General features: G+C 34.7%; 24 protein-coding genes. 7 read left to right on the top strand and 17 right to left on the bottom strand.

From position 1 onward, the window contains the following. Position 1 precedes the first annotated feature (1 nt). The 5 genes from TYM08_RS00870 to TYM08_RS00850 are packed head-to-tail and all read right to left on the bottom strand — an operon-like array spanning position 2 to position 5,293. A complete protein-coding gene (locus TYM08_RS00870) occupies positions 2 to 649 on the bottom strand; it encodes an OmpA/MotB family protein (protein ID WP_422381087.1) in 648 nt (215 codons plus the stop codon). A gap of 16 nt (positions 650 to 665) precedes the next feature. Next, entirely contained in the window at positions 666 to 1,478 is an 813-nt protein-coding gene (locus TYM08_RS00865; RefSeq protein ID WP_422381086.1) for a motility protein A, read from the bottom strand. Between the two features lie 14 nt (positions 1,479 to 1,492). After that, the gene (locus TYM08_RS00860) at positions 1,493 to 3,424 is read right to left on the bottom strand and encodes a FliG C-terminal domain-containing protein (RefSeq protein ID WP_422381085.1); all 1,932 of its coding nucleotides are present in this window, start codon (positions 3,422 to 3,424) and stop codon (positions 1,493 to 1,495) included. Between the two features lies 1 nt (position 3,425). Then, positions 3,426 to 4,238: a tetratricopeptide repeat protein gene (locus TYM08_RS00855; protein ID WP_422381084.1), complete on the bottom strand. Its 813-nt coding sequence runs from the start codon at positions 4,236 to 4,238 to the stop codon at positions 3,426 to 3,428. Beyond that, positions 4,235 to 5,293 (bottom strand): hypothetical protein, encoded by a 1,059-nt coding sequence (locus TYM08_RS00850; protein WP_422381083.1) that lies wholly within the window; start codon positions 5,291 to 5,293, stop codon positions 4,235 to 4,237. Before TYM08_RS00850 ends, TYM08_RS00855 begins: the two co-directional genes overlap by 4 nt. A 635-nt stretch (positions 5,294 to 5,928) precedes the next feature. Between TYM08_RS00850 and TYM08_RS00845 the strand changes: the two genes are divergently transcribed. Then, positions 5,929 to 6,126 carry a hypothetical protein gene (locus TYM08_RS00845; protein WP_422381082.1) on the top strand — a complete coding sequence of 66 codons (198 nt, stop codon included), beginning with the start codon at positions 5,929 to 5,931 and terminating at the stop codon, positions 6,124 to 6,126. 373 nt (positions 6,127 to 6,499) lie between these two features. On the opposite strand, the gene TYM08_RS00840 is transcribed toward TYM08_RS00845, so the two are convergent. The 3 genes from TYM08_RS00840 to TYM08_RS00830 all read right to left on the bottom strand — a co-directional run bounded on the left by TYM08_RS00840 (position 6,500) and on the right by TYM08_RS00830 (position 8,848). After that, the gene (locus TYM08_RS00840; RefSeq protein ID WP_422381081.1) at positions 6,500 to 6,823 is read right to left on the bottom strand and encodes a hypothetical protein; all 324 of its coding nucleotides are present in this window, start codon (positions 6,821 to 6,823) and stop codon (positions 6,500 to 6,502) included. 213 nt (positions 6,824 to 7,036) lie between these two features. After that, a complete protein-coding gene (locus tag TYM08_RS00835; RefSeq protein WP_422381080.1) occupies positions 7,037 to 8,302 on the bottom strand; it encodes an extracellular solute-binding protein in 1,266 nt (421 codons plus the stop codon). A 192-nt stretch (positions 8,303 to 8,494) separates the two neighbouring features. After that, positions 8,495 to 8,848, bottom strand: coding sequence for a YkgJ family cysteine cluster protein (locus TYM08_RS00830; protein WP_422381079.1), 354 nt, complete (start codon positions 8,846 to 8,848; stop codon positions 8,495 to 8,497). Positions 8,849 to 9,094: 246 nt separating this feature from the next. Between TYM08_RS00830 and TYM08_RS00825 the strand changes: the two genes are divergently transcribed. Further along, positions 9,095 to 10,036 carry an SRPBCC family protein gene (locus TYM08_RS00825; protein WP_422381078.1) on the top strand — a complete coding sequence of 314 codons (942 nt, stop codon included), beginning with the start codon at positions 9,095 to 9,097 and terminating at the stop codon, positions 10,034 to 10,036. Positions 10,037 to 10,085: 49 nt separating this feature from the next. Here TYM08_RS00825 and TYM08_RS00820 read toward each other — a convergent pair whose 3' ends face one another. Then, positions 10,086 to 10,625 (bottom strand): manganese efflux pump MntP family protein, encoded by a 540-nt coding sequence (locus TYM08_RS00820; RefSeq protein ID WP_422381077.1) that lies wholly within the window; start codon positions 10,623 to 10,625, stop codon positions 10,086 to 10,088. Positions 10,626 to 10,788: 163 nt separating this feature from the next. Between TYM08_RS00820 and TYM08_RS00815 the strand changes: the two genes are divergently transcribed. Continuing rightward, entirely contained in the window at positions 10,789 to 11,742 is a 954-nt protein-coding gene (locus TYM08_RS00815) for an L-lactate dehydrogenase (protein WP_422381076.1), read from the top strand. A 244-nt stretch (positions 11,743 to 11,986) separates the two neighbouring features. After that, on the top strand, positions 11,987 to 14,023 hold the full coding sequence (locus tag TYM08_RS00810) for a PhoX family protein (RefSeq protein WP_422381075.1): 2,037 nt from the start codon (positions 11,987 to 11,989) through the stop codon (positions 14,021 to 14,023). 104 nt (positions 14,024 to 14,127) lie between these two features. On the opposite strand, the gene TYM08_RS00805 is transcribed toward TYM08_RS00810, so the two are convergent. The 6 genes from TYM08_RS00805 to TYM08_RS00780 all read right to left on the bottom strand — a co-directional run bounded on the left by TYM08_RS00805 (position 14,128) and on the right by TYM08_RS00780 (position 18,546). Further along, a complete protein-coding gene (locus TYM08_RS00805) occupies positions 14,128 to 15,393 on the bottom strand; it encodes a hypothetical protein (protein WP_422381074.1) in 1,266 nt (421 codons plus the stop codon). Next, positions 15,386 to 16,258: an ABC transporter ATP-binding protein gene (locus TYM08_RS00800; RefSeq protein WP_422381073.1), complete on the bottom strand. Its 873-nt coding sequence runs from the start codon at positions 16,256 to 16,258 to the stop codon at positions 15,386 to 15,388. Before TYM08_RS00800 ends, TYM08_RS00805 begins: the two co-directional genes overlap by 8 nt. 2 nt (positions 16,259 to 16,260) lie before the next feature. Further along, complete coding sequence (locus TYM08_RS00795; RefSeq protein WP_422381072.1) at positions 16,261 to 16,659, bottom strand: GntR family transcriptional regulator; 399 nt, start codon at positions 16,657 to 16,659, stop codon at positions 16,261 to 16,263. Between the two features lie 287 nt (positions 16,660 to 16,946). Beyond that, positions 16,947 to 17,405 (bottom strand): globin family protein, encoded by a 459-nt coding sequence (locus tag TYM08_RS00790; RefSeq protein WP_422381071.1) that lies wholly within the window; start codon positions 17,403 to 17,405, stop codon positions 16,947 to 16,949. A gap of 243 nt (positions 17,406 to 17,648) precedes the next feature. Continuing rightward, positions 17,649 to 18,137 (bottom strand): HD domain-containing protein, encoded by a 489-nt coding sequence (locus tag TYM08_RS00785; protein WP_422381070.1) that lies wholly within the window; start codon positions 18,135 to 18,137, stop codon positions 17,649 to 17,651. 31 nt (positions 18,138 to 18,168) lie between these two features. Further along, positions 18,169 to 18,546: a hypothetical protein gene (locus tag TYM08_RS00780; protein WP_422381069.1), complete on the bottom strand. Its 378-nt coding sequence runs from the start codon at positions 18,544 to 18,546 to the stop codon at positions 18,169 to 18,171. A 158-nt stretch (positions 18,547 to 18,704) separates the two neighbouring features. Here TYM08_RS00780 and recQ point away from each other — a divergent pair, with 158 nt between their 5' ends. Further along, complete coding sequence (recQ, locus tag TYM08_RS00775) at positions 18,705 to 20,528, top strand: DNA helicase RecQ (protein ID WP_422381068.1); 1,824 nt, start codon at positions 18,705 to 18,707, stop codon at positions 20,526 to 20,528. 729 nt (positions 20,529 to 21,257) lie between these two features. Here the strand turns inward: recQ and TYM08_RS00770 are convergent. Continuing rightward, complete coding sequence (locus tag TYM08_RS00770; protein ID WP_422381067.1) at positions 21,258 to 22,244, bottom strand: transposase; 987 nt, start codon at positions 22,242 to 22,244, stop codon at positions 21,258 to 21,260. A gap of 380 nt (positions 22,245 to 22,624) precedes the next feature. On the opposite strand from TYM08_RS00770, the gene TYM08_RS00765 reads away from it, so the two are divergent. After that, complete coding sequence (locus TYM08_RS00765; protein ID WP_422381066.1) at positions 22,625 to 24,238, top strand: methyl-accepting chemotaxis protein; 1,614 nt, start codon at positions 22,625 to 22,627, stop codon at positions 24,236 to 24,238. 55 nt (positions 24,239 to 24,293) lie between these two features. Here the strand turns inward: TYM08_RS00765 and TYM08_RS00760 are convergent, their stop codons facing one another. Continuing rightward, positions 24,294 to 24,839, bottom strand: coding sequence for a hypothetical protein (locus TYM08_RS00760; protein WP_422381065.1), 546 nt, complete (start codon positions 24,837 to 24,839; stop codon positions 24,294 to 24,296). Between the two features lie 277 nt (positions 24,840 to 25,116). Between TYM08_RS00760 and TYM08_RS00755 the strand changes: the two genes are divergently transcribed. Then, positions 25,117 to 25,260 carry a periplasmic nitrate reductase, NapE protein gene (locus TYM08_RS00755; protein WP_422381064.1) on the top strand — a complete coding sequence of 48 codons (144 nt, stop codon included), beginning with the start codon at positions 25,117 to 25,119 and terminating at the stop codon, positions 25,258 to 25,260. The last annotated feature ends 2 nt before the right edge of the window (positions 25,261 to 25,262 follow it).

Below are 25,262 nucleotides of genomic sequence, written 5' to 3'. Positions count from 1 at the left end.
ATTAATAAACCCGCTTAATATGAATCACCACTCGGCGATTCATATTACGTTGTTCCTGCTGCGTTAAAACCAAGTCCGTTTTCTTAGGTCGCGAATCTGCAAACCCTACCGCAACTAATTGATTCGCATCAATACCTTGGGCTAATAATGCTTGCACAATATTAATCGCTCTTATTGAGCTTAATTCCCAGTTTGAATCAAACTTTTCAGTATGAATAGGGATATCATCTGTGTGTCCTTCAATCCAAATTTCATAATGATCTTTTATATAAGGCTGTATTGAACGACCTAAAGATTCAATAATATCTAAAGCATTACCCGATAAAGTCGCTTGACCAGATGGATACATTAAAACATTATTTAACTCTATGCTGATTCCATCCTGATTGATTTCTACTTCTGTAAATTCAGACGCACCTTTAAGAGCAAATGCATTTTCTACCATGGTTTCAATATCTTTTAACGGTGTATTGACTTCTCCCTTGGTAATATTTTCAGAGAGCGCTTCTTTTAACGCTTCCATTTTTCCTTCGTTTACATCGGTGATGGTTAACAACATTACAAAAAAAGCAAGCAGCAGTGTAATCACATCGGCATAAGTTAATAACCAATCATCGCCATTGTCTGCTGCGCGAGGTCGTCTGCGCATTGCTGTTGGTTTTGATTTATTTATCGGACTTTCCTTCTTTTTCATTGCTTAATTGATAATAGGCTTTAGGGCGCAACAGAGCGTTAATATGATCTTGAATCGCAATAGAATCGCGTTTTTGTAAAATACAAATAATACCTTCCAAAATAATTTGATGCCTAAAATATTCTCCTTCTACTTTATTAAATAAATGGGTAGCACAGGGTTTAAATACTAGCTGTCCTAAAAGTACACCATATAGCGTGGTAATTAACGCTAAGGCCAAGCCTTTACCTAATGCAGAAATATCGCCACCCATCGTATCAAGCATAATAATTAAGCCGATAATAGTGCCAACCATACCAAAGCCTGGAGCGTAACTTGCCATGGTTTGTAATATTTTTGCAGGCTGGGCTTTGCGCGTAAAATCAGCCTCTATTCTTGCTGAAATTAAATAACGTAATTCCTCTTGCTCATATCCAGTTTGCACCATTTCAAAACAATAATTTAAAAATTTATCTTTTTGATCTTTGCTTGATAATGAGTCAATCCAACTACCCAACCCTTTTTTTCGATACACTTTGCTCCAATCAATTATTTTTTTAACATCTTTATTTAATACTTGATTGGTGTCCTTGTCATTTGAAAGTGTTTTAAATATTGCCCCTAATGCTTTTAATACATCAAATAAATTAAATGAAATAATACTTGCTGCCAATGTCCCCCCAAGTACTAATAAAAAACTGGATGGACTTAAGAACATTGAGTAGGAATCGGTACTTGATGTAATAGCAAATATAAATAATAACGAAGCACCAACAAATCCAATAACTGTACTTATAAAAGGCATGTTTTTTCTCTTTATTATTCTAGCGTGGCTAAGTCTTGCATATTGATTTTACCAAGTTCAATTAATGCACGAATATGTTTAACAATATGTTTGCGAGCAGATTCAATCATATCGGTACTTGGTTTTACATCACTGAATTCAATTTCATCTTTAACGGCTTGTTTTAATTTGTTTGGCATGGAATCTAAACAATGTTGCAGTAACGTTTCATCCACACCCATTAATGCAAACGCTAATTGTTTGCGATCTAAATCTACAAAAGCATCTTTTAATGTAGTAGTAGGCGTGCGTTTAATGTCTTCAAAAGTAAAATAAATTTGTCGAATACGATAATACATTTCAGGCGATTGATTTTTAAGTTGTTGTAAAAATTGATGTTCATTTTCATTTTTCATGTTGTCTAATAAATCAATCATCAAACTTGTTCCATCGGTATTGAGATTTTCAAAACTTGGGACATTTAATGATTTTTTGGCTAAACGTTGGGCAATATCTTTAAAGGTAGAAATAGGAAATTCACTAAACTGACCTATTTCAAAGGCAACTTGCCCCTGCTGGTCTGGGGTGAGTTTATGAATGATGTCAGCGGCGCGATTCGCGGGTAACTGACTAAGTACTAATGCTTTAATTCTTGGCTCTTCTTCTTGCAATAAATAAATAATTTGATTGTTATTTAGGCGTTTTAAAAATTGAAATGGCGCTAATGTGGTAGTCGTGCTTTTAGTGTCATTGTGCTTAGATAAAATTAAATGCAGCGCACTTAATTCTTGTACGATGGATTCATCCTCTAATTGTTGTTCGTCTAGATATTGTGAAATTGTCACAAGCTGTGCTTGAGATACGCTTGGAAATAACCCTCTGAATAATGATCCACCTAACACAAAATACGCACAGGCAAGCATGGCTTGATTATTAGGCTCAAACAATAATTCATCCACTCTTAAACTTGTACGCTCAGGATGACTCAATCCCGAGCTAATAATATCTTGCTTCAGGTTTTTAATTTTTTCTGAATAAGCATAAACATTGTCAGGTTTTTTATGGGTGTCGCTATATGCTGTCACTGATCCAGTGTCTGCCTGAGCATTTGACTGCAAATTAGTAGCACCTTGGTTGCGTCTAATTAAAAGTAGTAACATCATTAAAAACATAACCACAAGTACAAGCAATATCCAAGTTAATGGTTGATTCCATGCAAATAATGCTGGCTGCTCCATTGCTGTATTTTTATCTTCGTTCAATTGAGAATTAATCGGTGAGTCTAAATCAAGGGGCTCATCTAAATTTAACGTTGGCTCAAAAGTTTCTAAATTAAATTTAGTTGGAAAGACACTGATTTTATCACCACGAAATGGATTGATATTTAACTTGTCTTCAATCAAAAATTTAACAAAATTTAATTGCTCTGCATCGATGGTTTCATCAATTACTAGGGTTACTAAAATATTATCAATTTTTGTTTGTTCTGATACTGTAAGTGTGGGTGCAACATTATTGGGTGTTGAGGTTGCTATGGGTTTTTTGTTTTGATAATCCGTTATAGTTTTATTTAAAAGGGTCAGTGCTTCCGATTCCGGAATGTCAATTTTTTCTGGGGCAGCAAAGGGTAATCCCGGTAATGATATTTCACTGATTTTAGGCTGTTGACTTTCCAAAACACGAATAACTTCTTCAAGTGATGAAATGGTTTCACTGAAGTTTTCATAGGCATCCATTTCTGCTTGATTATTTTGAGAAGAATTTACTTGATTGTTTTGCAAGGTAATCGCTGACAATGCGACATCAATATTTACGATAAAACGATTGTGCCCTAAATAGGCAGCCACATCTCTTGCAACACGGTGCTCAAGTTGATCAACAATATCTAATTGCTGTATTTCATTTGCTTTGAGGTTTACACAAAATAAACCCAGTGCGCCAATTACTAATAACGGTATCCGTTTCATCTTATTGCCCTACTAAATATTGCAGACTTAATTCAACTGATGATAATTTTGGATTCAACTTTAACGCTTTTTGCCATGCGATTTTTGCTGCGTTTTTGTTGCCAAGCTTGTATAAAATAGAACCCTTAATTGCATAGGACAATGCTTGAGTATCGTCTTGTAAAATAGCCTGTTCAATATCCGTTAACGCGCCCATATAATTGTCTTCATAAAATTGCGTTTGTGCAGACACTAAATAATCATTGGCACTTGGCCCATTGTTTTTTGGGTTACTATTGTTTTGGCTACTGTTGTTTAGGTTACTGTTGTTTGGATTACTGACATTGTTTTCAGGTGTGTTTCCAGTAAAAGCACTGTCTATTTTTGCTTGCTGTGTTGAGGTAATATTGTTAGGCATCACTTTTGTTTTTTCAACAGAATCAGTTGAAGTCATCGGATCGATAAAACCATCAAGTTCGTCATTTTTTATTTTTGTTATTGCGGTTTTAGGTAACTGTGAATTATCCTGTTGCGCAAGTTTTTTGCTTGCAGAGGATTGCTCCGGTAAATCCATTTGAAAACTAACATTTTCATCACCTGTATCTAGAGCTAAATTAATTTCATAACCTGGACCATCTTGTTTAATGGCCAGCACACCAAAATCATCTTTTGTTTTTTTAACTGGTGCAGGCATATCAAATGCAGGTAATGCGCTGCTTTGCGGCAAATCATTTAATTGTGCATTCATGTCTTTTTTTTGCTTAATCGATGTACAGCCGGTTAATGAAAATAATAGAAAAATAATGCACGATAAAATTTTATATTGAATATTCAAAGTCGATACCCCAGCATAATTTCATAAGTTGCTCCACCAAATACGGTTTCAGTTGAATAGTCTTCAAACGCATCCCAAATGATTGTATTTTCAGGAGAATATAAGACACCTAAATTAATGATTCCATTTTTAGCAAACGGAAATTCAAGTCCGTATTTAAAAATTAAAGCTTGGCTTTGATTGTATATACTCTGCCCTACTTCAATATAAGTACTGGTAGGAATATACTTTTGTAATGCGGGAAAATCTAAACTAAGTCGGCCATTAATGGACCCACCAAAAAATGGCATGGATTCGCGCTTGGTAATGTTGCCAAACACCTCAATACCTAACCCATAATTTAAATGTGGATAAAAAGTAGACGCTTCACGACGACGCAACCCAAACACAGAAATCTGCCCAGATTTTAAAGTACTTAATGTACTGGAGGTGCGTTCCATTTTAAAACCAATGCTACTTAAATACATTTCCCATTGAGTGGATTTAAAATCTTTTATCACGTCTTCTTCTGTGGTTTTTTTTGCATACTGGTGCGTCCATAATACTTGATTGTCTGTGGCGCGAATCAACCGCATATCGATTCGATATTGCTGGTTTACCACTTGAGCACTCCATACAAAAAATGCATCTACGGCAATGATTTTTGCAAGTTTCCTTAATTGTTGATTGCTCTCAATGGCTTTTTCAATTTTGACTTGCTCTTCATTTAATATGACATTAATTTGATCGCATTCAACACAGGCTGTAATTTCAAATCGTTTTGTATTTAACAATTCTGATAAAATTTGTCCTTCGATCATGGTTCGAGTCTGCTTACTGATCTCCTTAGATAGTTTATCGTTGCTGTTATATAAAGCCACACGCTTGATACTAGGTGGCACCTCATATAGATCAGTAAATACAAGCGCTTTTGGATCACTCATCAGATTCACAAAACCTGAATGGATCACCATGTTCACTGGCGCAGGTGGCGTTTGAGCATGAATTTGTAAGCAAACACTCATTATAAGCGCTACGCCAATCCAATTTGATAATTGCTTTACAACTTGCAACATAGTTTTTCCAAAGTACTAATAAAAATTTCAGTTAATTACAGAATAGAACAAAGAAGTAAAATTGCATGAAATTTCAACCATAAACTATTTTTTATTGATGTTTTCAATTGCGAAATTCATTGCGTTGGGTAATATTTCAAAAGATTGCTCTTTGCTAAAATTTTCACTATAAATATCCCTCGGCATTCCAATGCCTTCAAACCCTTCTGATTTTAAGGTTATACAACGTTCAAATGCCCTAGTAACAAACCAACCATTTGGTAAAAATTCGGAATTTAATTCTTAAATGGCACCTTATGTGTTTTCGCCTACTGGCGTAACATTTAAGTCAAAACTTCCCACCTTTGATTGAAAAGTCGCTGGTTAGCACATTAATGGGTTTATTAATTGCTTACTTTGCAGAGGTTAAGACATCATGATGAAAATGAGGGTTTTGCATTTCGAAGTAGCTCTTTAAATGATATTTTTTATGGGAAGAATACTGGCTGGGTAAATGAAATAGATGATGCAGTTTTGGTAATGAAAGTCATTTAACCTCATGTACTGCTTATATTGTATTTGGACTAGAAGATTTAGAAAAAATTGATGTCGAATTATTAGAAGGCAGTAATGGACTTATATTAAACGGTGAAACAATGTTAGATGTCACTGTTTTTGAGTTAAGTGCAATTAAAGAGTTTAACGAGGATGGCATTGATGATTTAACTGAATCTGAAATAGATAAAGTTGAGAATGCTTGCCGTGTATTTTTTACTTTTGGCTCAGCCAGCGGTTGGTATAGCTCGTTAGATATATTTGATATGACTGCAGAGCAAAACGTTATCATTAATTGAAAATTAAAAAATGACCAATTCTCGAAAAGTATTTCTGGCTTGAATGGCATCAAAGATGATGGGATTCCTGACTTTATAACCGATACTTACAAACATGACACTAATGATAAATTTTAAGCAGGTAAAGCCTATATTATTTATGGCTGTCAACAATTTAAACCAACCCAATTCAAAAAACTAAAAAAGTCCTCGACCAAAATCGAGGATTTTTTACAGTTACAGATATAATATTTTAAATAAAGCAAATAAAAAATTAAGTATCAAAGTCAAAACCCTAAGCATTCTAAAAACTTAGCATACAATTTTCAATCTGATTTTAAAATATACATTTTAGATTTTTATAAATTGAGCCTGCCTCAATGATATTAATTACTTAAAAACATTTCCAAGTATTAAACACACCTAAACAAATATTTTCATTACTTTGAATCTGAACTTTAGCAAGTTTCATTGCGAAATAATCGGTACTTTGAATGTTTAAATTATCCACAATACTTTGTGCACAATCATCTTTGGTTAAAATACAAGCAACTTTTAATGCGCCACTTAACAGGTTATCGTCTTCGTTAATTTGCTGCACGTCATTTAAGATTTTCTGATAATACATATCTTTTAAAGATTGCTCATCAGGTTTAGACAGTACGCCAATCCCAAATGCGATAAATAACAGAATGATGAAAAATTTAATAAAACCCATAATCTACTTCTCTATTGAATAATTTTAAGATTTTAACCGATTTGCTGAATTAGGCGAAGTGATTCATTGAATTAAACTCAGATTAGAAATAATAAAAGTTGTTGCTTATCGCTTTTGATTACAATTTGAGAGGATTTGATATGATATTGACTAAATAGATTTAGAATATAGAAAAGATTGAGATGCTAAGTAAATTAGCATCTCAATCTTTTTTTACTTTTCATCAAGTCTCAGTTGAATATTTTTTGCAGCAGTAGCAAGTGCTTCATCAATGGTCGCGCTACCATTTAATACTGAAGTGAGCGCATAATTCATTACCTGTGTCTCGGCTACATTATTTAATCTATGATATTTTGCAGGTTTAATATTCAATGCTACTTCAGCATAAATTTTTCTGTCTTTTTGATGATTTAAAAATGGATTGCTTTGATCAAAATACGCATCACTATAAGTAAGCAAGTTTGCTGGAAAAGTAAATATTTGTTGATAAATATCCAGTTGATTTTGAGATTCAATTAAGTAGTTCACTAATTCCCATGCGGCGTCTTTTTCTTTACTGTTATTTGAAATTGCTAAATAGGTACCGCCCCATGCCATATGAATTCCATTGGGTAAATGACTCACACCCCATTGTCCAGCAGTGTCTTCGGCAATCCAATCTGCCAAGCTTTGCAACAACCATGCTCCTTGAAACTCCATTGCGAAGCTTGCATTATTAAACCCTTCATACCAATTTGAATTCCACATACCTAAATTTTCTGCTAGCTCTTCTTCAGTTAAGATTTTGGCAATTTGAAATGCCGTTTTAAATCGATCGGTTTCAACTAAAATTTCATTATTCTCACCAAAATATACACCTGTATTTTCTTTGATATCTGAATAAATAATTGCACGAGCAACTCCAGCAGAATTTGCAATTAAATAGACATTATGATCTTGTTTTAACATTCTTCCGTATTCTAACCAACTTTCCCAAGTGGCCATGACATCGGCTAAATTTTGATTGATGTCTTCCATATACGCTCTTCGATATATTGCAACACCAGGGCCTAATTCAAATGGAACAGCGATTTGTTTTGATTCATCATTTATTCCATGAGCGACAGAAAAATCCGGGAAGTTATTTTTTATTGGCTCAAATTTATCGGTTAAATCCATTAAGTTTTCATTATGTAAATAGCCTGCCAGCATGCCTGCGTCTATAAATTCAATGTCATTCAGAAATTGAGGCGACTCGTATAAATTAGCACTTAACGCAGTGTGATGAACACTCCAATTATTATCAGTAATATTTAGTTTGAGGTTGAGCCTATTTTCAATACGCGCTTGGTTGTCCATTATATAATTTGGAGCGTTATTGAACCCCCCGACACTTAACGTAGTAGTGGGGGTTGCAGGGGGAGAATGCTTAGCATCATCAGAACAGCTTGATGCAAACAGGTTAATAATAGTAAATAAAGTAAAGTACATTGATTTCATGCAATTCCTTAATAATTAAAGTAGGTTGAACAATTATTTCCTGAACAATTATTATCAGAAACAATTAGTATCAGAAACAGTTAGTATGTTATCGCGAATCATCATAAAACATTAAGTAATTATTTGTATGCTTAATTGGGTGTTAAATTGATTTCAAACCAAAATCTAAAACCAAGACCTCAAACCAATACCTCAAACCAATACCTGTCGTGTAGTTGCAATATAATGATGAATTTGTTTTTCGGTTTGTTCATCAATCATTTCCTCTGGGCGACGATCATTTGGGCAGGGCATTTTTTCTGTGGTTCCAAACAATCGACAAATTAAAGGACGCTCACCATAAACTGTGCAGCCATTTGGCCCAAGATGTACGCAGTTATATTCATTAAGAGCGGCTGTGTGCTCTGCCTCAGTTTTTACTGGCAAACGTGCCATTTCTTCAGAGGACGTAGTAACAGGACCACAACAATCATGACACCCTTTAACGCATTCAAATTTAGGGATGCGTTCTCGTAATCGTGCAATAATTTGTGAATTGTCTCTCATTGTTTAGCCTTGGGTTTAGCCTTGGGTTTAGCCTTGGAAGAATAATTTTGATTTATCGACAAGTATTTTACCTTAATTTTAACTCTTAAAAATATTGATGTTTTGTTAATGTCAATTTATAAGGATTTACTGGGTTTATTTTTATTATTTTCTATGATTATTTTTTTAAAATAACCATTGGATTTTTAGGTGAACTCTCCTACAATCAAGTTCAATTTGATCAATAATTAAACGACAGGAACCAATATGTTTGACGTAAAGTTAACCCTAGAACGCACCATGGTCATTGATGCACCCGTAAGCGAAGTGTTTAAAATTGTGTCCGACTTTAATACTTGGCGCACTTGGTCTCCTTGGTTGTGCCAAGAACCTACCTGTCCTGTTGTTGTGCAATTGCCTCCGTATGAAGTAGGGCACGCTCAACATTGGACCGGCACACATATAGGATCTGGCAATATGCACATCACCAATATTGTTGAAAATAAACGCATAGATTATGATTTGGAATTCTTAAAACCCTGGAAAAGCAGCAGTAAAACAAGCTTTGATTTCAAACAAATAGAAGGTCAGTGTCATATTACTTGGGCAATGGACAGCTCATTACCATTTTTTATGTTTTGGATGAAAAACATGATGATCGCACTGATCGGCAACGATTATATTCGTGGGTTGACTATGCTTAAAGAATTAGCTGAAAACAAAACAGTGCATTCATCTATTGAGATACAAGAAAATATCAAAGTACCCGCTATGTATTATATTGGTATTGAAAAACAATGTGATGTGAAAGATATCGGCCAAGTGATGTCAGAAGATTTTGATACATTGCACGGAATGATCGAGTCTAAATCCATTCCCCAGCCTTCCAAAGTCATTGCTATTTATAAAAAATTCGACTTAGCCAAAGGGCGTTGTCATTTTATAAGTGCTTTAGCTTTTGACGAATATATAGCATTTAGTGACCCAAAATTTACGCAAGGCACCATTGCTACTCATCAAGCATTTGCTATTAAACACACTGGGGATTACAAATTTGTTGGTAATGCATGGGCCACAGCAATGGGAATGTTACGCTATAAAAAAATTAAACAATTTAAAAAAATACACCCTTATGAAGTTTATGTTAATAGCCCAAAAGATACCGAAGCGAAAGATTTAATGACTAATATTTGTTTCCCTATCAAATAAATTACTTCAGACTGTTTAGGTTATTCTTAAAATTGAATAATCTAAACAGCTAAAATAATAAAATTTTAAACCCAATTAAAATCAATACCACGCCACCTAATAATTCCGCTTTACTTTCAAGCCAAGTACCACTTACCTTACCCACAATCACACCTAGCGCACTAAATAAAAAAGTAATGACACCTATAATCAAACAAGCCAAAAACGGATTGATGGCCATTAATGTCAGCGAGAACCCAGCGGCCATGGCATCGATGCTTGTTGCTATGGCTAAAGTGAGCATCACTTTGTGGGTAATATTAGATAAATCTTCTTCAATGCCTTCTGCAAACGATTCATAAATCATTTTTGCGCCAATTAACATCAATAAAAACCAAGCCACCCAAGGTGCAAAAGATTCGATCCAACCAAACACACCACGACCACCTAAATAACCAAGTAATGGCATAACACCTTGAAATATACCAAAATACGTGGCGGCCATTAATGCCATAACCTTTAGAGGTTTATGCTGCTTAGAGCCTAATCCAATGGAAACTGCAAACGCATCCATGCTTAACGCTAATGCCAATATTAAAATCTCAAACATTTTGTCTACCTTAATTATCACTAAATTTTGCGCGTAAATCATACCAACAACCTACATTGATTACCTCTACATTAATCAATGAAAACCTATCACTTGTTGGTATAGTGCAAACCAAAATACAAGCCTAAAATAATCAACATTACTAATTTATGAGGACAAAACCATGCCACACAATCCATGGCAACAACGTAAAATCGTCATCGTCGGCGCAGGCAGTGTTGGCGCAACCTTCGCTTTTGCATTAGCTCAAACTGGCGATTTTGAAGAAATTGTAATCGTCGACAGCAATCAAGCATTAAGTGAAGGACAGGTATTAGATTTAGCTCAAGGCTTTTGTTTTATGCCAACCACAAAAATGCGTGCAGGTGGCATTGAGGATTATGCCGATGCCGATGTCATTGTCATTACCGCAGGCTCAAAACAACGCCCAGACGAAAGCCGTTTAAACTTATTAAAACGTAATCAAAAAATTATGTGCAGCATTGCAGATGACATAAAAAGCCAAGATCCAAAAGGCGTTATTTTGGTTGTCTCAAATCCTGTGGATATTTTAACCAAAGTGGTATTAGAGCGAACCGGCCTACCTGCTAACCGAGTATTTGGGTCAGGTACTGTTTTAGACTCAGCACGATTACGTTATTACTTAGCAGATCGCATGAAAGTAGACATTCATAACGTTCATGCTTATGTACTTGGTGAGCACGGTGATTCAGAATTTACAGCCTGGTCCATTGCAAGTATTGGCTGTATTGATATTGATCAATATTCATTAACCGAGCCTTTAACACAAGCCGAAAAAGCAAGCATCACCGAAAACGTACAACGCTCTGCTTATAAAATTATCGAAGCTAAAGGCTCTACCTATTTTGCAATTGGTATGGCCCTAGTAAAAATTGTGAGCGCTATAATCAAAGACAAAAAATCACTACTTACTGTTTCGCGATTAATTACAGGACAACATGGAATAGACGATGTGTGTATTTCATTACCCTGTATAGTGTCAAAAGATGGTGCGCAGTTGATGCCTAATATTCATTTGTCAACTGAAGAACAACAACAACTTGTGGAAAGTGCAAATATTTTAAAAGAGCAATACGCCACTTTACAAGTTGAATGATATAAAACTTAGAACTATCTTTAGGGAGCATTGCTCCCTTTTTTTATGGATGTAAAACACAGTGTGATAAAATTTTGTAGCACTAAAAATGGATACCTTCATTTTATATTTAATGTCTAATAATTCTGAATACAAATATTCATATAAATCACATATTAGTGTCACATGTTTGTCATACTAAAAATTTAGTTTGTCCCACGATAATTATTCGCCCAATATCTTAATCAAAATTCGGAGTGACAACATGAGTAAAGAAACATTTGACCCTACAATTTATAATAAAAGCGGTAATACAGAATTTGCAAAAGTTTTAGAAACCCATGTGAATCGCCGTAAAGTTTTAAAAGGTGGCGCCGCTATGGGTGGCATGTCAGCACTAGGATTAGGACTGGCTTCTTGCGCAAGTAAAGACGATGACGAACAAACACCAGAAGAAAACGCATCATTAAAATTAGGATTTGAATCCATTGCTGGCTCAAAAACAGATGCCGTTGTGGTTCCACAAGGATACAGCGCGCAAGTATTAGCCCCTTGGGGAGAAGCATTAAATGATAATGCTTCAGTGTTTGATGCTAACAATCAAATGAGCGCACTTGATCAAGAAAATGCAATGGGTCAAAACCACGACGGCATGCATTTTTTTCCTTTAAATGATTCATCAACCGATGGCATTTTATGCATCAATCATGAATATTTAAATGTCGACGCATTATATGCAAACCAAACCACTGGCGAAAAACCATTAGTAACAGAAATTGCAGAGTATGTTGATGCAACTCGCTTAGAAATAAACGCGCATGGCGTATCGGTTGTTCGTGTGAAGTTAATGGACGGAAAATGGAATGTTGTAAAAAATGATGAGCACAATCGTCGCTTTACAGGTTTAACTGAATTTGATGTAACGGGTCCTGTTACTGCAGAATTATTAAGAACAAAATTTTCACAAGGGCAAGCTATTGCTCGCGGCACATTTAATAACTGCGGTAACGGCACGACACCTTGGGGCACGTATTTAACTTGTGAAGAAAACTGGCCCGGTTATTTTGTTAAAACAAGCGGCCGAAATACAGCAGATGATCGTATAGGAATAGCTAATGATGAAACACGTTACGGCTGGGAATTTGCAGCAGGGTTAGCAGGTGAATTACAAGATGAATTCACCCGTTTTGATGGATCAACAATTGGCGCAACTGCAAATGATGACTACCGTAATGAAGTAAATGGACACGGATATATTGTAGAAATTGATCCGTATAATCCAAATTCTCGTGGACAAAAAAGAACCGCCCTTGGTCGTTTTAGACATGAAGGTTGCACCTTTGGAAAATTAACAGAAGGCAAACCGGTTGTATTTTATTCTGGACACGACTCTCGTTTTGAATATGTCTATAAATTTGTTTCAGCAAAAAACTGGAGTGCCGCAGATGCCGACCCAACAGACCGTTTAGCTACTGGTGCATCATATATGGACGAAGGGACGCTGTATGTTGCTCAATTTAATATTAATGGACATGCAAAATGGCTGGCACTTGAATTAGCCAGCATCGATAAAAACGGCAATCTATTATCAGATTCATTTGCAAGTTTGGCAAAAATCATTTTAAACACAGCAGGCGCAGCAGATTTATTAGGTGCTACTCCAATGGATCGTCCAGAGTGGGGCGCAGTTGATCCAGTAACAGGTACTGTTTATATGACAATGACAAATAACACAAGACGCACATTAGATGTTGGAACTAACTACGCAAACCCGCGTTTAGATAATAAATTTGGCCATATTATTCGTTGGGACGAAAGTGAAAACCAAGTTGATTTTTCATGGGATATTTTTGTATTCGGCAGCCCTGAAACAAGTGATTACAATATTTCTGATTTGTCAGCACTGAATCAATTTGCAAGCCCAGATGGTTTGGCATTTGATGCTCGTGGAATTTTATGGGTGCAAACCGATAACAGTGCAGGCGAAGTAACCAGTTATACCAATGACCAAATGTTAGCAGTCATTCCATCTGCCTTAGTAGATGAAGATGGAAAAATGCAAAACATAAATGCTGACAATCAAACAAATTTAAAACGTTTTTTTGTAGGGCCTAATGGTTGTGAGGTAACAGGTATTGCAATGTCACCAGATAACACAACGATGTTTGTGAATATTCAGCACCCAGGTAACTGGCCAAATCCAGAAAATACAGATGCCACAAGTGCGCCTGGAAATACTGTTTTGGCAAGATCATCCACCGTTGTGATCCGTAAAGATGATGGCGGAAAAATTGGAGAATAAGGTTTTATTCTTATAATTAAAACGCGCTTAATTGCGCGTTTTTTATTTTTATACAACCATTATTATTGACAATAAGTTTTTAAATCCATTTAGTTTTCCATTTATTATGAATTTTTTAACATCCTTTCTTTGCTAACAGATAAATACCATTTCAGCCCAACATTGTAAGTCACAAAAAAAGATACGATACAAGCAATTAGCAATAGATACAAAACAGCAGAAAATTCAAAATAATAAAACCCAACATTAATGGAAACTATCAGCGAAAAAATAAACATAACAAATATAAATGATAAGATACTGCTATTAGTGTGATTATGAAATAACAAAAGAGGAAGCAGCCCAACGAAGAAGGTTAGATTAAAAATCATCACAGAAAAATAAAATTCATAATCGATAACTAAATCAAAACTAATGACAAAAATCATCACTAAAGTAATAATAATTAGAATGTTCACCATAATATTAACTTTTAAATACTTAATAATAGAATGACTTAAGCTACTATTAGGATAAAGGTGGTACACAGGTTTTAAATATTTAATAAACATAAGTGTTTTTTGATGAATTGAAATTAAGCTTAGAATGAATAAGACAAAAAAACTCAATACAATTAATTCGTAAGTGATATCATTTTCACTTTTAGAAAATATTAGAAACAAAAATAATAGAAAAAACAAATAAACAAACACATGTAAATATAAATCTAATTTATTAAAAAATGTGGTCAATCTAATATTTCTTCCAATTAAAAACATTAAGGATTCAACATTTAATTTTATGTATGTGGTAATGACTTTAAATACATTCAATGAATACTTAGATTCGATATAGTTTAACAAAAATGCAAATATTATTTGAAATAACCCAAGAAAAGTTAATAAAATAATTTTATTTAAATCAAACACATCATCAAAAAAAACAAGCACCGGAAAAAGTGCTACCAAACTACTCACAATAGTGAATTTTTTTAATATAGCACAATATAGCATCAAGCTATTAAGAACGATAAAAAGTGTGAGAAAATGCAACCAAACCCTATAACCAAGTAACGCCATACCTATTACCGATACAAAACTAATAAAAGTTAATATCGCAAGACTAGTTAATATCAGATATAAACGATATTCAAAAAAAACAGAATAAAAATGATTATTTTTCAAAATAGAAAAATTCAAAAAAAATCCGACAGCAATGACAATAGTGGTTACAAAATATATAGCGTATACATTTAAATCTAAATCAGATGACACAAACGCATTAATAACAAACAACAATCCGTTGATAATAACGATGCTTAAAATCCAAATAATTAATAAATTTTTTGAAAGCTTTATATTCGCTATTAATATATTTAAAAATTTATGCACGTGTAACCTCCAAATACCAATCTTCTAATGACATAGGTATAGATTGAATCGTGACATTATTTTCACATTCAATTTGACTGATTGAATGATTGCCTTTTTGGGTCATTACGGCTTTATGGCCTTGGTCAAAATCCTCCCACTGCGTGAGATGGTTATATTGTTCTTTATTGGTGATTGTACCTTGTATAACCACTGAAGCGGCATGAGTTTGAATAGTTTCTACTGCGTCAAATATTTCTATTTTACCATTATTTAATAAAGCAATATGGCTTGCAATGCGTTCAACATCCGAAATAATATGAGTTGAAAATAATACTGTAATGTTGCTCTCACAGGACAAATCAACAATTTCCTTAAGAAATTCTCGTCGCATATTGGGGTCTAAATTTACGACAGGCTCATCCAATATTAAAAGCTTAGGTTTAACCGATAATGCTTGAACAATTTGAAGTATTTGTTTTTGCCCACCAGACAATTCTGATATTTTTTTCGTAGAATTGAGATTCCAACGATTTAATAATTGCTGCGCATAAAGGTTGTCCCACTTTTCAAAAAATACTGAAAAATAATCAAAATATTCGTTTACTTTCATCCATTCAAATAATTCTTGATTTTGCGGAACAAATGCAATGGATTGAAGCTGGGATTTTTTTAACTCGTTTATGGGTTGCTGCCATATATGAATGCAATTTTTTTTTAAATCCTTTAACCCCATGATTGATTCTATTAACGTGGTTTTACCAGCGCCATTACGACCAAGTAAACCAATTATTTGCCCTTGTTCGATTGTGAGATTTAAATTATCTAATATTAAATTGCCATCATAGGTTTTGCTTAAATTATGAATTTCAACAATAGATGTCATATTTATTTTTCCTTATTGTAAATTGAAAATGACTGCTGAATTAAACTTTGTACTACTTCAGGATCGAGCCTGTGCGTATCACATAGCTTTACTAATTTAGTAATACACTTTTTAATATCAACTGGAATAGCCGTGGTTGCTTGAGGTTTAGCGATAATCATCCCAATGCCTGGCTTACGAATAAGTATGCCTTCCAATTCAAGCTGACTGTATGCTTTAGAAATTGTCATAGGATTAATTTGTAAACTTGTTGCAATATTTCTAACTGAAGGTAACGTTTGCCCTTCAGCAATTAACTGCATGGCAATGGCTTGTTTTATTTGATCGATTAATTGACGATAAATAGGTATGCCAGTACTTGTGTTAATACAAAGCAAGTGGATAAAATTTCGTTGGGTCATAAGCATCAGCTATATTGGTGTATTAATATAATGATACACCAAAAGTGAATGCGCAAGTTTTTAATTGATTCTTTTGGTAAGTGGGATAATTTTTATTAACATTTCGATTTAAAATACAAAGCCCAAAAACAGCTAACGGTTGGTTTTTCGCTTCTTTGGCCTAAATAAAACTAACTGTTTCTAACATTCTTTCTAACACTGATGTCATCGGGATTAATTTCTTTCCTACAAATATTCTTATTTTCTAGTGGATATTTTTAATCCAAGATGGTTAACGATCAGTGATATTAAATATTATAACGCTTTATATTTTTATAAGTGATTGGATCAAAATCGGGATAAGCAGCCTGCCGCATGACATTAAACACCACTTTTAGCAAAACAATCCAAGCCTGTTTCAACTCTTGAGTAAAACTATTTCCAAGACCTTTTTCTAAAGTGAAAAGTAAAGCATTTCCCACAGGTGTATAATCTTCCACTTTCACACCATAATCCAAATGCTTTACAGCAAGATTTTGTAATACGGGTACAAGCTTGTCTAAATCCTTTAATGCACCAATTGCCACGGCCAGTGTTTGCATCAACTTCTTACCCTGGTCTCCCATATTTTGCTTAAACAGTCTTTGTAAATCAGCATCATACTCAAACAACTTATCGTAAAATATTTGAGCCGCCGCATCAGAAATTGGCAATACTTTTTTAAAACTGTCTTGAATCATACCGACTTGGCGTTCGGATAATCTCATCTATCATTCCCTCATCAAAAATAGTTTTTTTACACATCATGATTCAGTTTAGCTTGTGTTTTATATATTGAATAAAATATTAGTCAGAAACATAAAATCCAATTTTTAATGAATAAAAATCAGCCAGACTATCGACATAAGTTAGACTGACAGCCTTACGAATTTTGATCCGGTCAAATTCGACATACCTACATCCCTGTAAGCAAAGGCATACCTACGTTTAAACTAATTATCTATCAGTAATTAAGCATGTTGAATTGATTCTAACTCAGCCCATATTTCTTCACAAAGATCGAAGCGATATGCAGACTTTCTAAATACATCATATTCCGATTTATAAATAGTGAGATATTTTTCATTACCCTCTCTAATACAAGCTCTCATATTAGCTAACCGATCTGCCGCTTTAACCAGTAATGCCAGTGACTCATCGCCTTTAACATTTCCCATCTTTTTATAAGTAGCGGCTTTTCTTATTGTTCGTGTATCGCCGGGCTCATCACTTAATATTTGAACGCACCTAGAAATAAAACAACCAAATTCCTGTTCAATTTCTTTAGCAGTAATATCAGTATCTTCAATGACATCATGTAAAAAAGCGACGGCCTCAGCGGTTTTACCATAGGATTTTGCAATACTGGCAACTTCGTCTAAATGTACTGAATAGGGAAACGTTCCATATTTTTGATCTCCATGGGCCTTTAATGCAAATTCTCTAGCTTTATTTCCCATTTTTACTTCACCTTTTTTAATAAAAAATTAACTAAAATGGTTCTTTATCGGTTGGTAGATCAAGTATGATGCTCTTAACTTGGCACACTCGACATTTGTTAAAAATCTTAATTCGGTAATTAATAAAAAAACTACAAGCATGTAAAAATTTTGGCAATAACTTATAAGTAACGAATAAAGCAAAAAATATAAATGGAGTATTTCTAAGCTCAAAACCAAATGCTTCTATTGGCTCAAATAAAGTACCGTTAGATAATTCTTCGAGAAAAGATAAGGTAGCTAGATACAATACAAACCACAGTATCGACAAAAAGAATGAAAGAAAGAAACTAAGCCCTATAAAATCCAGCACACTTGCCTTAATGTTTATTTTAGGAATTAGTATTTTTCCACAACATTTAATTTTCATATCTAGTATTTTATAAATTAAAGCAACAACTATACATTCCAATTCCAAATAGGTCTATCTATCCATAATGCCCCCTACCCATAAAACAATCAAAGCGAACCAATCCATTTTGGTTTAAACTACCTATCTATTTTGCTATTGAATATTTTTTAAACACAATGAATCAAACAGCCCTAGACATTCTCAACAACACTTTCGGTTATCCTGAATTTCGTAATCAGCAAAAAGCCATTATTGAACACGCCATTGCAGGTGAAGATGTATTGGTCTTAATGCCTACTGGCGGCGGCAAGTCGTTGTGTTATCAGATTCCTGCGTTAGCAAGGCCTGGTGTGGGTGTGGTGATTTCGCCTTTGATTGCACTGATGCAAGATCAGGTCGATGCGTTGGCGCAGTTGGGTTTAAACGCTCGTTTTTTAAACTCAACATTAAGTGCACAACAAGTTTATGAAATTGAACAAGAGCTCCGCCAAGGTATTGTGGATTTTTTGTATATTGCACCAGAGCGTTTAACGCAGCAACGTACGTTTGATTTATTACAACAGGTGCAAATTTCTATTTTTGCCATTGATGAAGCGCATTGTGTGTCGCAATGGGGTCATGACTTTCGTAAAGACTATTTAAGTGTCACGTTATTACATGAAAACTTTCCCAACGTACCACGCATTGCATTAACGGCAACGGCGGATGCGCGCACCAAACAAGAAATTATTGATCGCTTGCAGTTACATGATGCACAGCAGTTTGTGTCGAGTTTTGATCGACCGAATATTAAATATACGATCACCCAAAAAACCAATGCTAAAAAACAATTATTAAATTTTATTCAAAGCAAGCATTTAAATAACAGTGGCATTGTGTATTGTTTGTCGCGCAAACGCGTTGAAGACTTTGCGGAATATTTAAATCAGCAAGGCTTAAATGCGTTGCCTTATCACGCAGGTTTACCTGCACCATTACGCCAAACCCATCAAGCAAGATTTTTGCGAGAAGAAGGGATTATTATGGTAGCAACCATTGCGTTTGGTATGGGCATTGACAAACCTGATGTGCGTTTTGTGGCACATATTGATTTACCCAAATCCATTGAATCGTATTATCAAGAAACAGGACGCGCAGGACGTGACGGATTACCCTCAGAGGCTTGGTTAATTTATGGGTTGCAAGACGTTGTATTTTTACAACAGATGTTGGCACAATCTCAAGGCCAAGAAAATTTTAAACGCGCAGAGCAAAATAAATTAAACGCGATGTTAGCGTTATGTGAATCGGTGGATTGCCGACGCATTAATTTATTAAATTATTTTAATGAAGCGCGCCTTGAGACCAATTGTAAAAATTGCGACAACTGCATCACGCCTGTTAAAACATGGGATGCCAGCATTGCGGCACAAAAAGCGTTATCCACTGTGTATCGAACCGAACAACGTTTTGGTGCGAGTCATTTAATTGATGTATTGATGGGTTCTAACAATCAAAAAGTTAAACAATTTAATCACGATCAATTGTCCACATACGGCATTGGTGCCGACCTAGATAATAATGCATGGAAGAGTGTGTTTAGACAATTAGTGATTAAAGGATTTTTAAGTGTCGATTACGAACAATATGGTGCTTTAAAATTAAGCGAAAGTTGTCGCCCGATTTTAAAAGGTGAGCAAACCATTATGCTTCGCCAAGACAGCATCGAAAAAATTAAAAAATCCGTTAGCGCAAAACGCGCAGCGCAAACAAAAAATATTGACCCTGCTGATTTAAAATTATGGGCAAGATTAAAGAAGACACGCAAAGATTTGGCCGACGAATTCGATGTACCTGCGTTTGTTGTATTTTCCGATGCGAGTTTGCAAAACATGTTGGATGTGTACCCGACAACAAGAGCTGAAATGTTAACAGTCTCTGGTGTAGGGCAAAACAAATTAGAGCGTTTTGGAGATGCATTTATAAATGTGTTTAAACAAGATTTAGACGGGGAATTGTAGGCCCGGGATTCATTTTGAAAAAGACTAATTAGAATTGTGTGCACCTAAATAGACTTAGGTGATAGAGTTATGTCTGGAACAAATAATCGAAAAAAGACTTGGGGTCAAAACAGACTTGGAAAGACTTGAGGTCAAATCTTGACTTCATCCTTCACCTTTTCTAATAATTTTATATATTTCGTTTGTATTTCTTTATTTTCTTGCATTAACTTATTTAAACGACTCACGGTTTTAGATATTGTTGAATAACTATTAACATTAAAAATGCCAGCCAATTCATTAAGGGTCAAACCACAAACATCTTGGCATAATTTTATTGTGAACCATCGTGGTAGGTTCTTTTCTTTCACACCTTTTTTTAGGAACAACAAGTGGAACAACAAGGAGCAACAAGGAACAACAAGGAACAACAAGGACAGGCAACTAAATAAAAATCAATGACATCTAAAAATAAATAAGGAAGGAACAACATGGACAGGCAACTAAACGAACAACAAGAACAACAAGGACAGGCAACTAAATAAAAACCAATGACATCTAAAAATAAATAAGGCACTTAATTTAGAAAATATGATGCCTTAACAAATTAATTTGTTAAAAAAGAGATCACACAGAGGGAATTGCTACAATTATCGAGCATTGCTCAAATCGAAGGCGCAGGGAATTCAATCAAAGTTTATTGATTCGAATAAAAGCTAATAAAATATGTATGAATAATAAAAAAGGAAGCTAAAGCCCAAGAACACTTAATGATTTCACCCAGCCACAAGCTCGCTTGAGTCCAAATTTAGAAAAATGCTGATCGATACTGGATGCTTTGCCAATTAAGTTAGCAAAGCTATTGTTGATATTCAGTGACGCATTTAAAAACAACGTTTCGGACAAATCGAGTCGAGTTAATATGTCGGGTAATTCACTATCGATTTTTCCTTTTTTACTTTCTGCACATTGTTTTCCTGTCCAGTCTACTAATTCTAAATACGCCTTAGTTGAAATTTGAATGTGGGTTTTACAGTGTTTTGAAAGAGGTAATAAATCATTCGGTTGATCTTTTACTAGATTAGAATGGTTTGATTTTTTAAAGCACTCACTTCTTTTTTTGATTGATGTATATTCAGATTCTTCAGGTGTTTTAGTCATTTGAGCGCGCACAGGGTTTAAATCTACATAAACCATGGCGGCTAATAATCCTTCATCGTCTAAAATCGCTTTTGATTTATATCGACCCTCCCAAAATTTGCCTGTGCAGTTATCTTCAATATTTGAGAGTCTAGAAATCGGCTCATTAATATTTTTCATAAACCAACCAATATTAATCAATCGATTACGCCAAATTTCAACGGTTTCGGCTAGCAAAATACGTTCTTGTGGGTTGAGTTTAGAGCCATCTAAAAACGCTCTAGAGATCATCGTACCCGTATACAATTGATGCCAGCGCTTGATTACCTCGGCAGCAGACCAAGACTCAGCCTGTTTAACGTTCACGCTAATCACCAAATGATAATGGTTATTCATGATTGCATATGAGGCGATATCAATTGCAAATATGCTGGGCAGTTTTAATAAAATATCTTCAACCCATGCACGGCGATGCTCAAAATATTGGTTGGTATACTCATCTTTACCGCACAGAAATGCGCGACGCACGCAACGGCAGGTAATTAAGTATTTTGTAGTAGCAGTATAATTTACTAGGCGTTTTCTCGCTTTTGTCATGTTGATTCCTAATTGATTAATCAAATGACAACAAATTCAATCCATTTGAATTATGTTGTCTTTATATTTATAAAATGATAGGTCGATTGTGAGGGTTGTCAAATTATTTTGATTAGCCTGTCCTTTTTAGTTCGCTTTTTAGTTCGCTTTTTAGTTCTTAGTTCAATCTGTAGGTGCGTGATTCACTGCACAAACATCTTGTTCATCACTTTAAATACAAATGCCCGCTCTATAAAAGGAAAAGCATAATTACACTGCTTTTTGATTCATTAAATACTCATGAACATCGGCTTCTTTCATAATTCACTTAATCAATTATTAATTGGTAACTTTACTCTATTGGACTAACCTTAAAAAGCATGTACTTAATTGGTCGTTCAATGAAATCTTTACGTTTAACACATATCATTATGACAGCATCATTGCTGTTAGCTGTCATTATTGGATTACAAACCCTCATTCTTGAACGTCAGTCTATAAGTAGCGAAAAGAATTTAGTGGATACGCAACAAGTTCAGATTCCAATACTTTTAACCTTAAAAAATATTCAAATTTCAATTATTCAAGTTCAGCAATGGCTTACTGATATCAGTGCCACAAGAGCGCAAGACGGATTAGATGATGGGTTCATTGAAGCTGAAGTGGCCGCTCAATCATTTTATGCCCATATTAAATCCATTATAAAATTAGATCCTGATAACACAGTGCAATATCAAAAAATATCAAATTTATTTACACCTTATTATAACAGCGGTAAACAAATGGCTCAGGCATACATTGACGATGGTCCAAATTCTGGAAATAAAATAATGGGGAAATTCGATTTAACCGCTGAAGAATTGACCCAAGTGGTTGATAATGCCATTACTTTTATATCCTCCTCGGTTGATCAAAAAATATTAGTTCAAAAAGATATTAATGCACGCACGCAAATTCTTATTTATGTTTTTGCTAGCATCATTGCAATTACGTTAATGCTTTTTATAATTGGAGCTAAATATTTAATTGTGAACCCCGCAAGTTTTATAAGCACTCAGTTGAATAAAATTGCAGATGGCGATTTTTCAGTCAAAATTGATTTCAATAAAAATAATGAATTTGGTGATATAGCCAAAGCAACCAATAGAATAGTCGACCATTTGGGTGATAATTTACGCACAATCACAGCATCTGGTATGCAAGTCAGTGCGTACGCGCACGCATTAACTTATGCCATCATAGACTCCCAAGAGCATTTAAAAAACCAATCAGTCGAAACGCAAAACGTCATTACTTCTATTGATCAACTTGCGTTACTTGGTAACACCGTTGAAAATAAATCAATGGAAGCTTCCCAAGTTTCAGAAAATGTCAAAATGCAGACTCAAAATAGCCGAGAGTTAATAGAAAACTCAGCAAGCTCAACCACTGAGCTTGCACAGCGCATGAAAAAAGCTAAAGACACAGTGAATGACTTAGCCCAAAGCAGTAATGACATCACCGAAGTCATGTCTGTAATTCAAGGGGTTGCGGAACAAACTAATTTATTAGCATTAAATGCAGCCATTGAAGCGGCTCGAGCTGGGGAACAAGGTCGTGGTTTTGCTGTTGTGGCCGATGAAGTAAGAAACCTTGCATCACGCACGAAAGAATCTGCACAACAAATTAATGAAATGGTTATAAAATTACAATCAAGAGCGGAAGAAACGGTGGCGTTAATTACTGCCAACCAAGAACAAGCGATGCAAAATGCTCAATCTAACGAACAAGTTATTAAAACGTTATCCAAAATATTTGATGCGATTGATAATCTTAATGAATTAAATGCAAATATTAGTGACGCTGCTATCTCGCAAAAAATAAAAGCCGACGAAGTCAGTGAAAATGTCATACGATCCAAATCCATAACAGATCAATACTCAGAAAGTTCGAAGCAATTTCAGCGCTTTAGCGAACAGCTAACAATTAACGCACGTGACTTCAGTTCTATTGCAGTGAAACTTAAAGTTTTTTAAATTTAGTAAAACCCTCGACGTTCATCGAGGGGCTTTTCATCGAGTGACTGAAAAACTAAAAACTCCAACTAATGCCAGCCTCATAAGCTAATTTAAATTCACTTGTTTTTTGCTCTGAATCCGTAGTGACAATGGTTCCATTAGTCTCACAGGAGACGCCATCACCTAAAATCAATGTCTGCTTAAAACCGCCAGCCATTTTTGCACTAAAACCATTTGACCAACGCCAAACGTGTCCACCTAATAATGTGCCTGTCGAACTATTTGATTGACACACAAGAATCTCATCTTGGACAGACACATTCACATTTGAATAAAATAATTTAGTAGCGATATATACACCCTGAGTTTTAAACCCATTAAATGCATACTCCCCTCGGACACCCAAATCAAAAGCCGACACATTAACGGTATTGATATTTAAATTCATCAATCCTGCTGTCGGGCCTATTTTAATTTTATCGTCCACTTCAAATAACGCATCAACTGTCGTTGCGCCACTTAAAATACTTAACGGGTTAAAGTTAATTTCAACCGCTTGAGCTGAAAAACACATCAAACCTAAGCTAAGCAATGCTACATTTTTATTAATTAATTTCATTTTGATCATCTCGTAAATAAATATTTTTGAATCATACCATAGGGTTAATTTTTTTAATTACATATCTACTCATTAAGAGATATTAAATATTGCCATAACTTAATACTTTATGAATAAACAAACCCGCCTTTTTACTACCTCTTATATATCAATAAGTAACCCCTTTTAGCAATACATCACTTGTGTTTATAAACTAGGATTACATCATAATTTTGAGAAAAAACTCACCTTATTCTTTTCAAATTTTTAAATCAAATACAAATTAAAAGGCAGGTAAATGAAAGACGATTCAGATCAACAGAACACACAAACATTAAGACAAGAATTGGGATTATTTGCATTAATTTCGTTCGTAGTTTTACCAGCTGCATCTGTTGGTTTTATTGCAAGCTACGGTTTCATCGTTTGGTTGTCGCAATAATA

Source organism: Marinicellulosiphila megalodicopiae (genome assembly GCF_045862395.1).
Taxonomy (GTDB): Bacteria; Pseudomonadota; Gammaproteobacteria; order Pseudomonadales; family Natronospirillaceae; genus Marinicellulosiphila; species Marinicellulosiphila megalodicopiae.
This window is presented reverse-complemented; position numbering and strand designations above follow the sequence as displayed.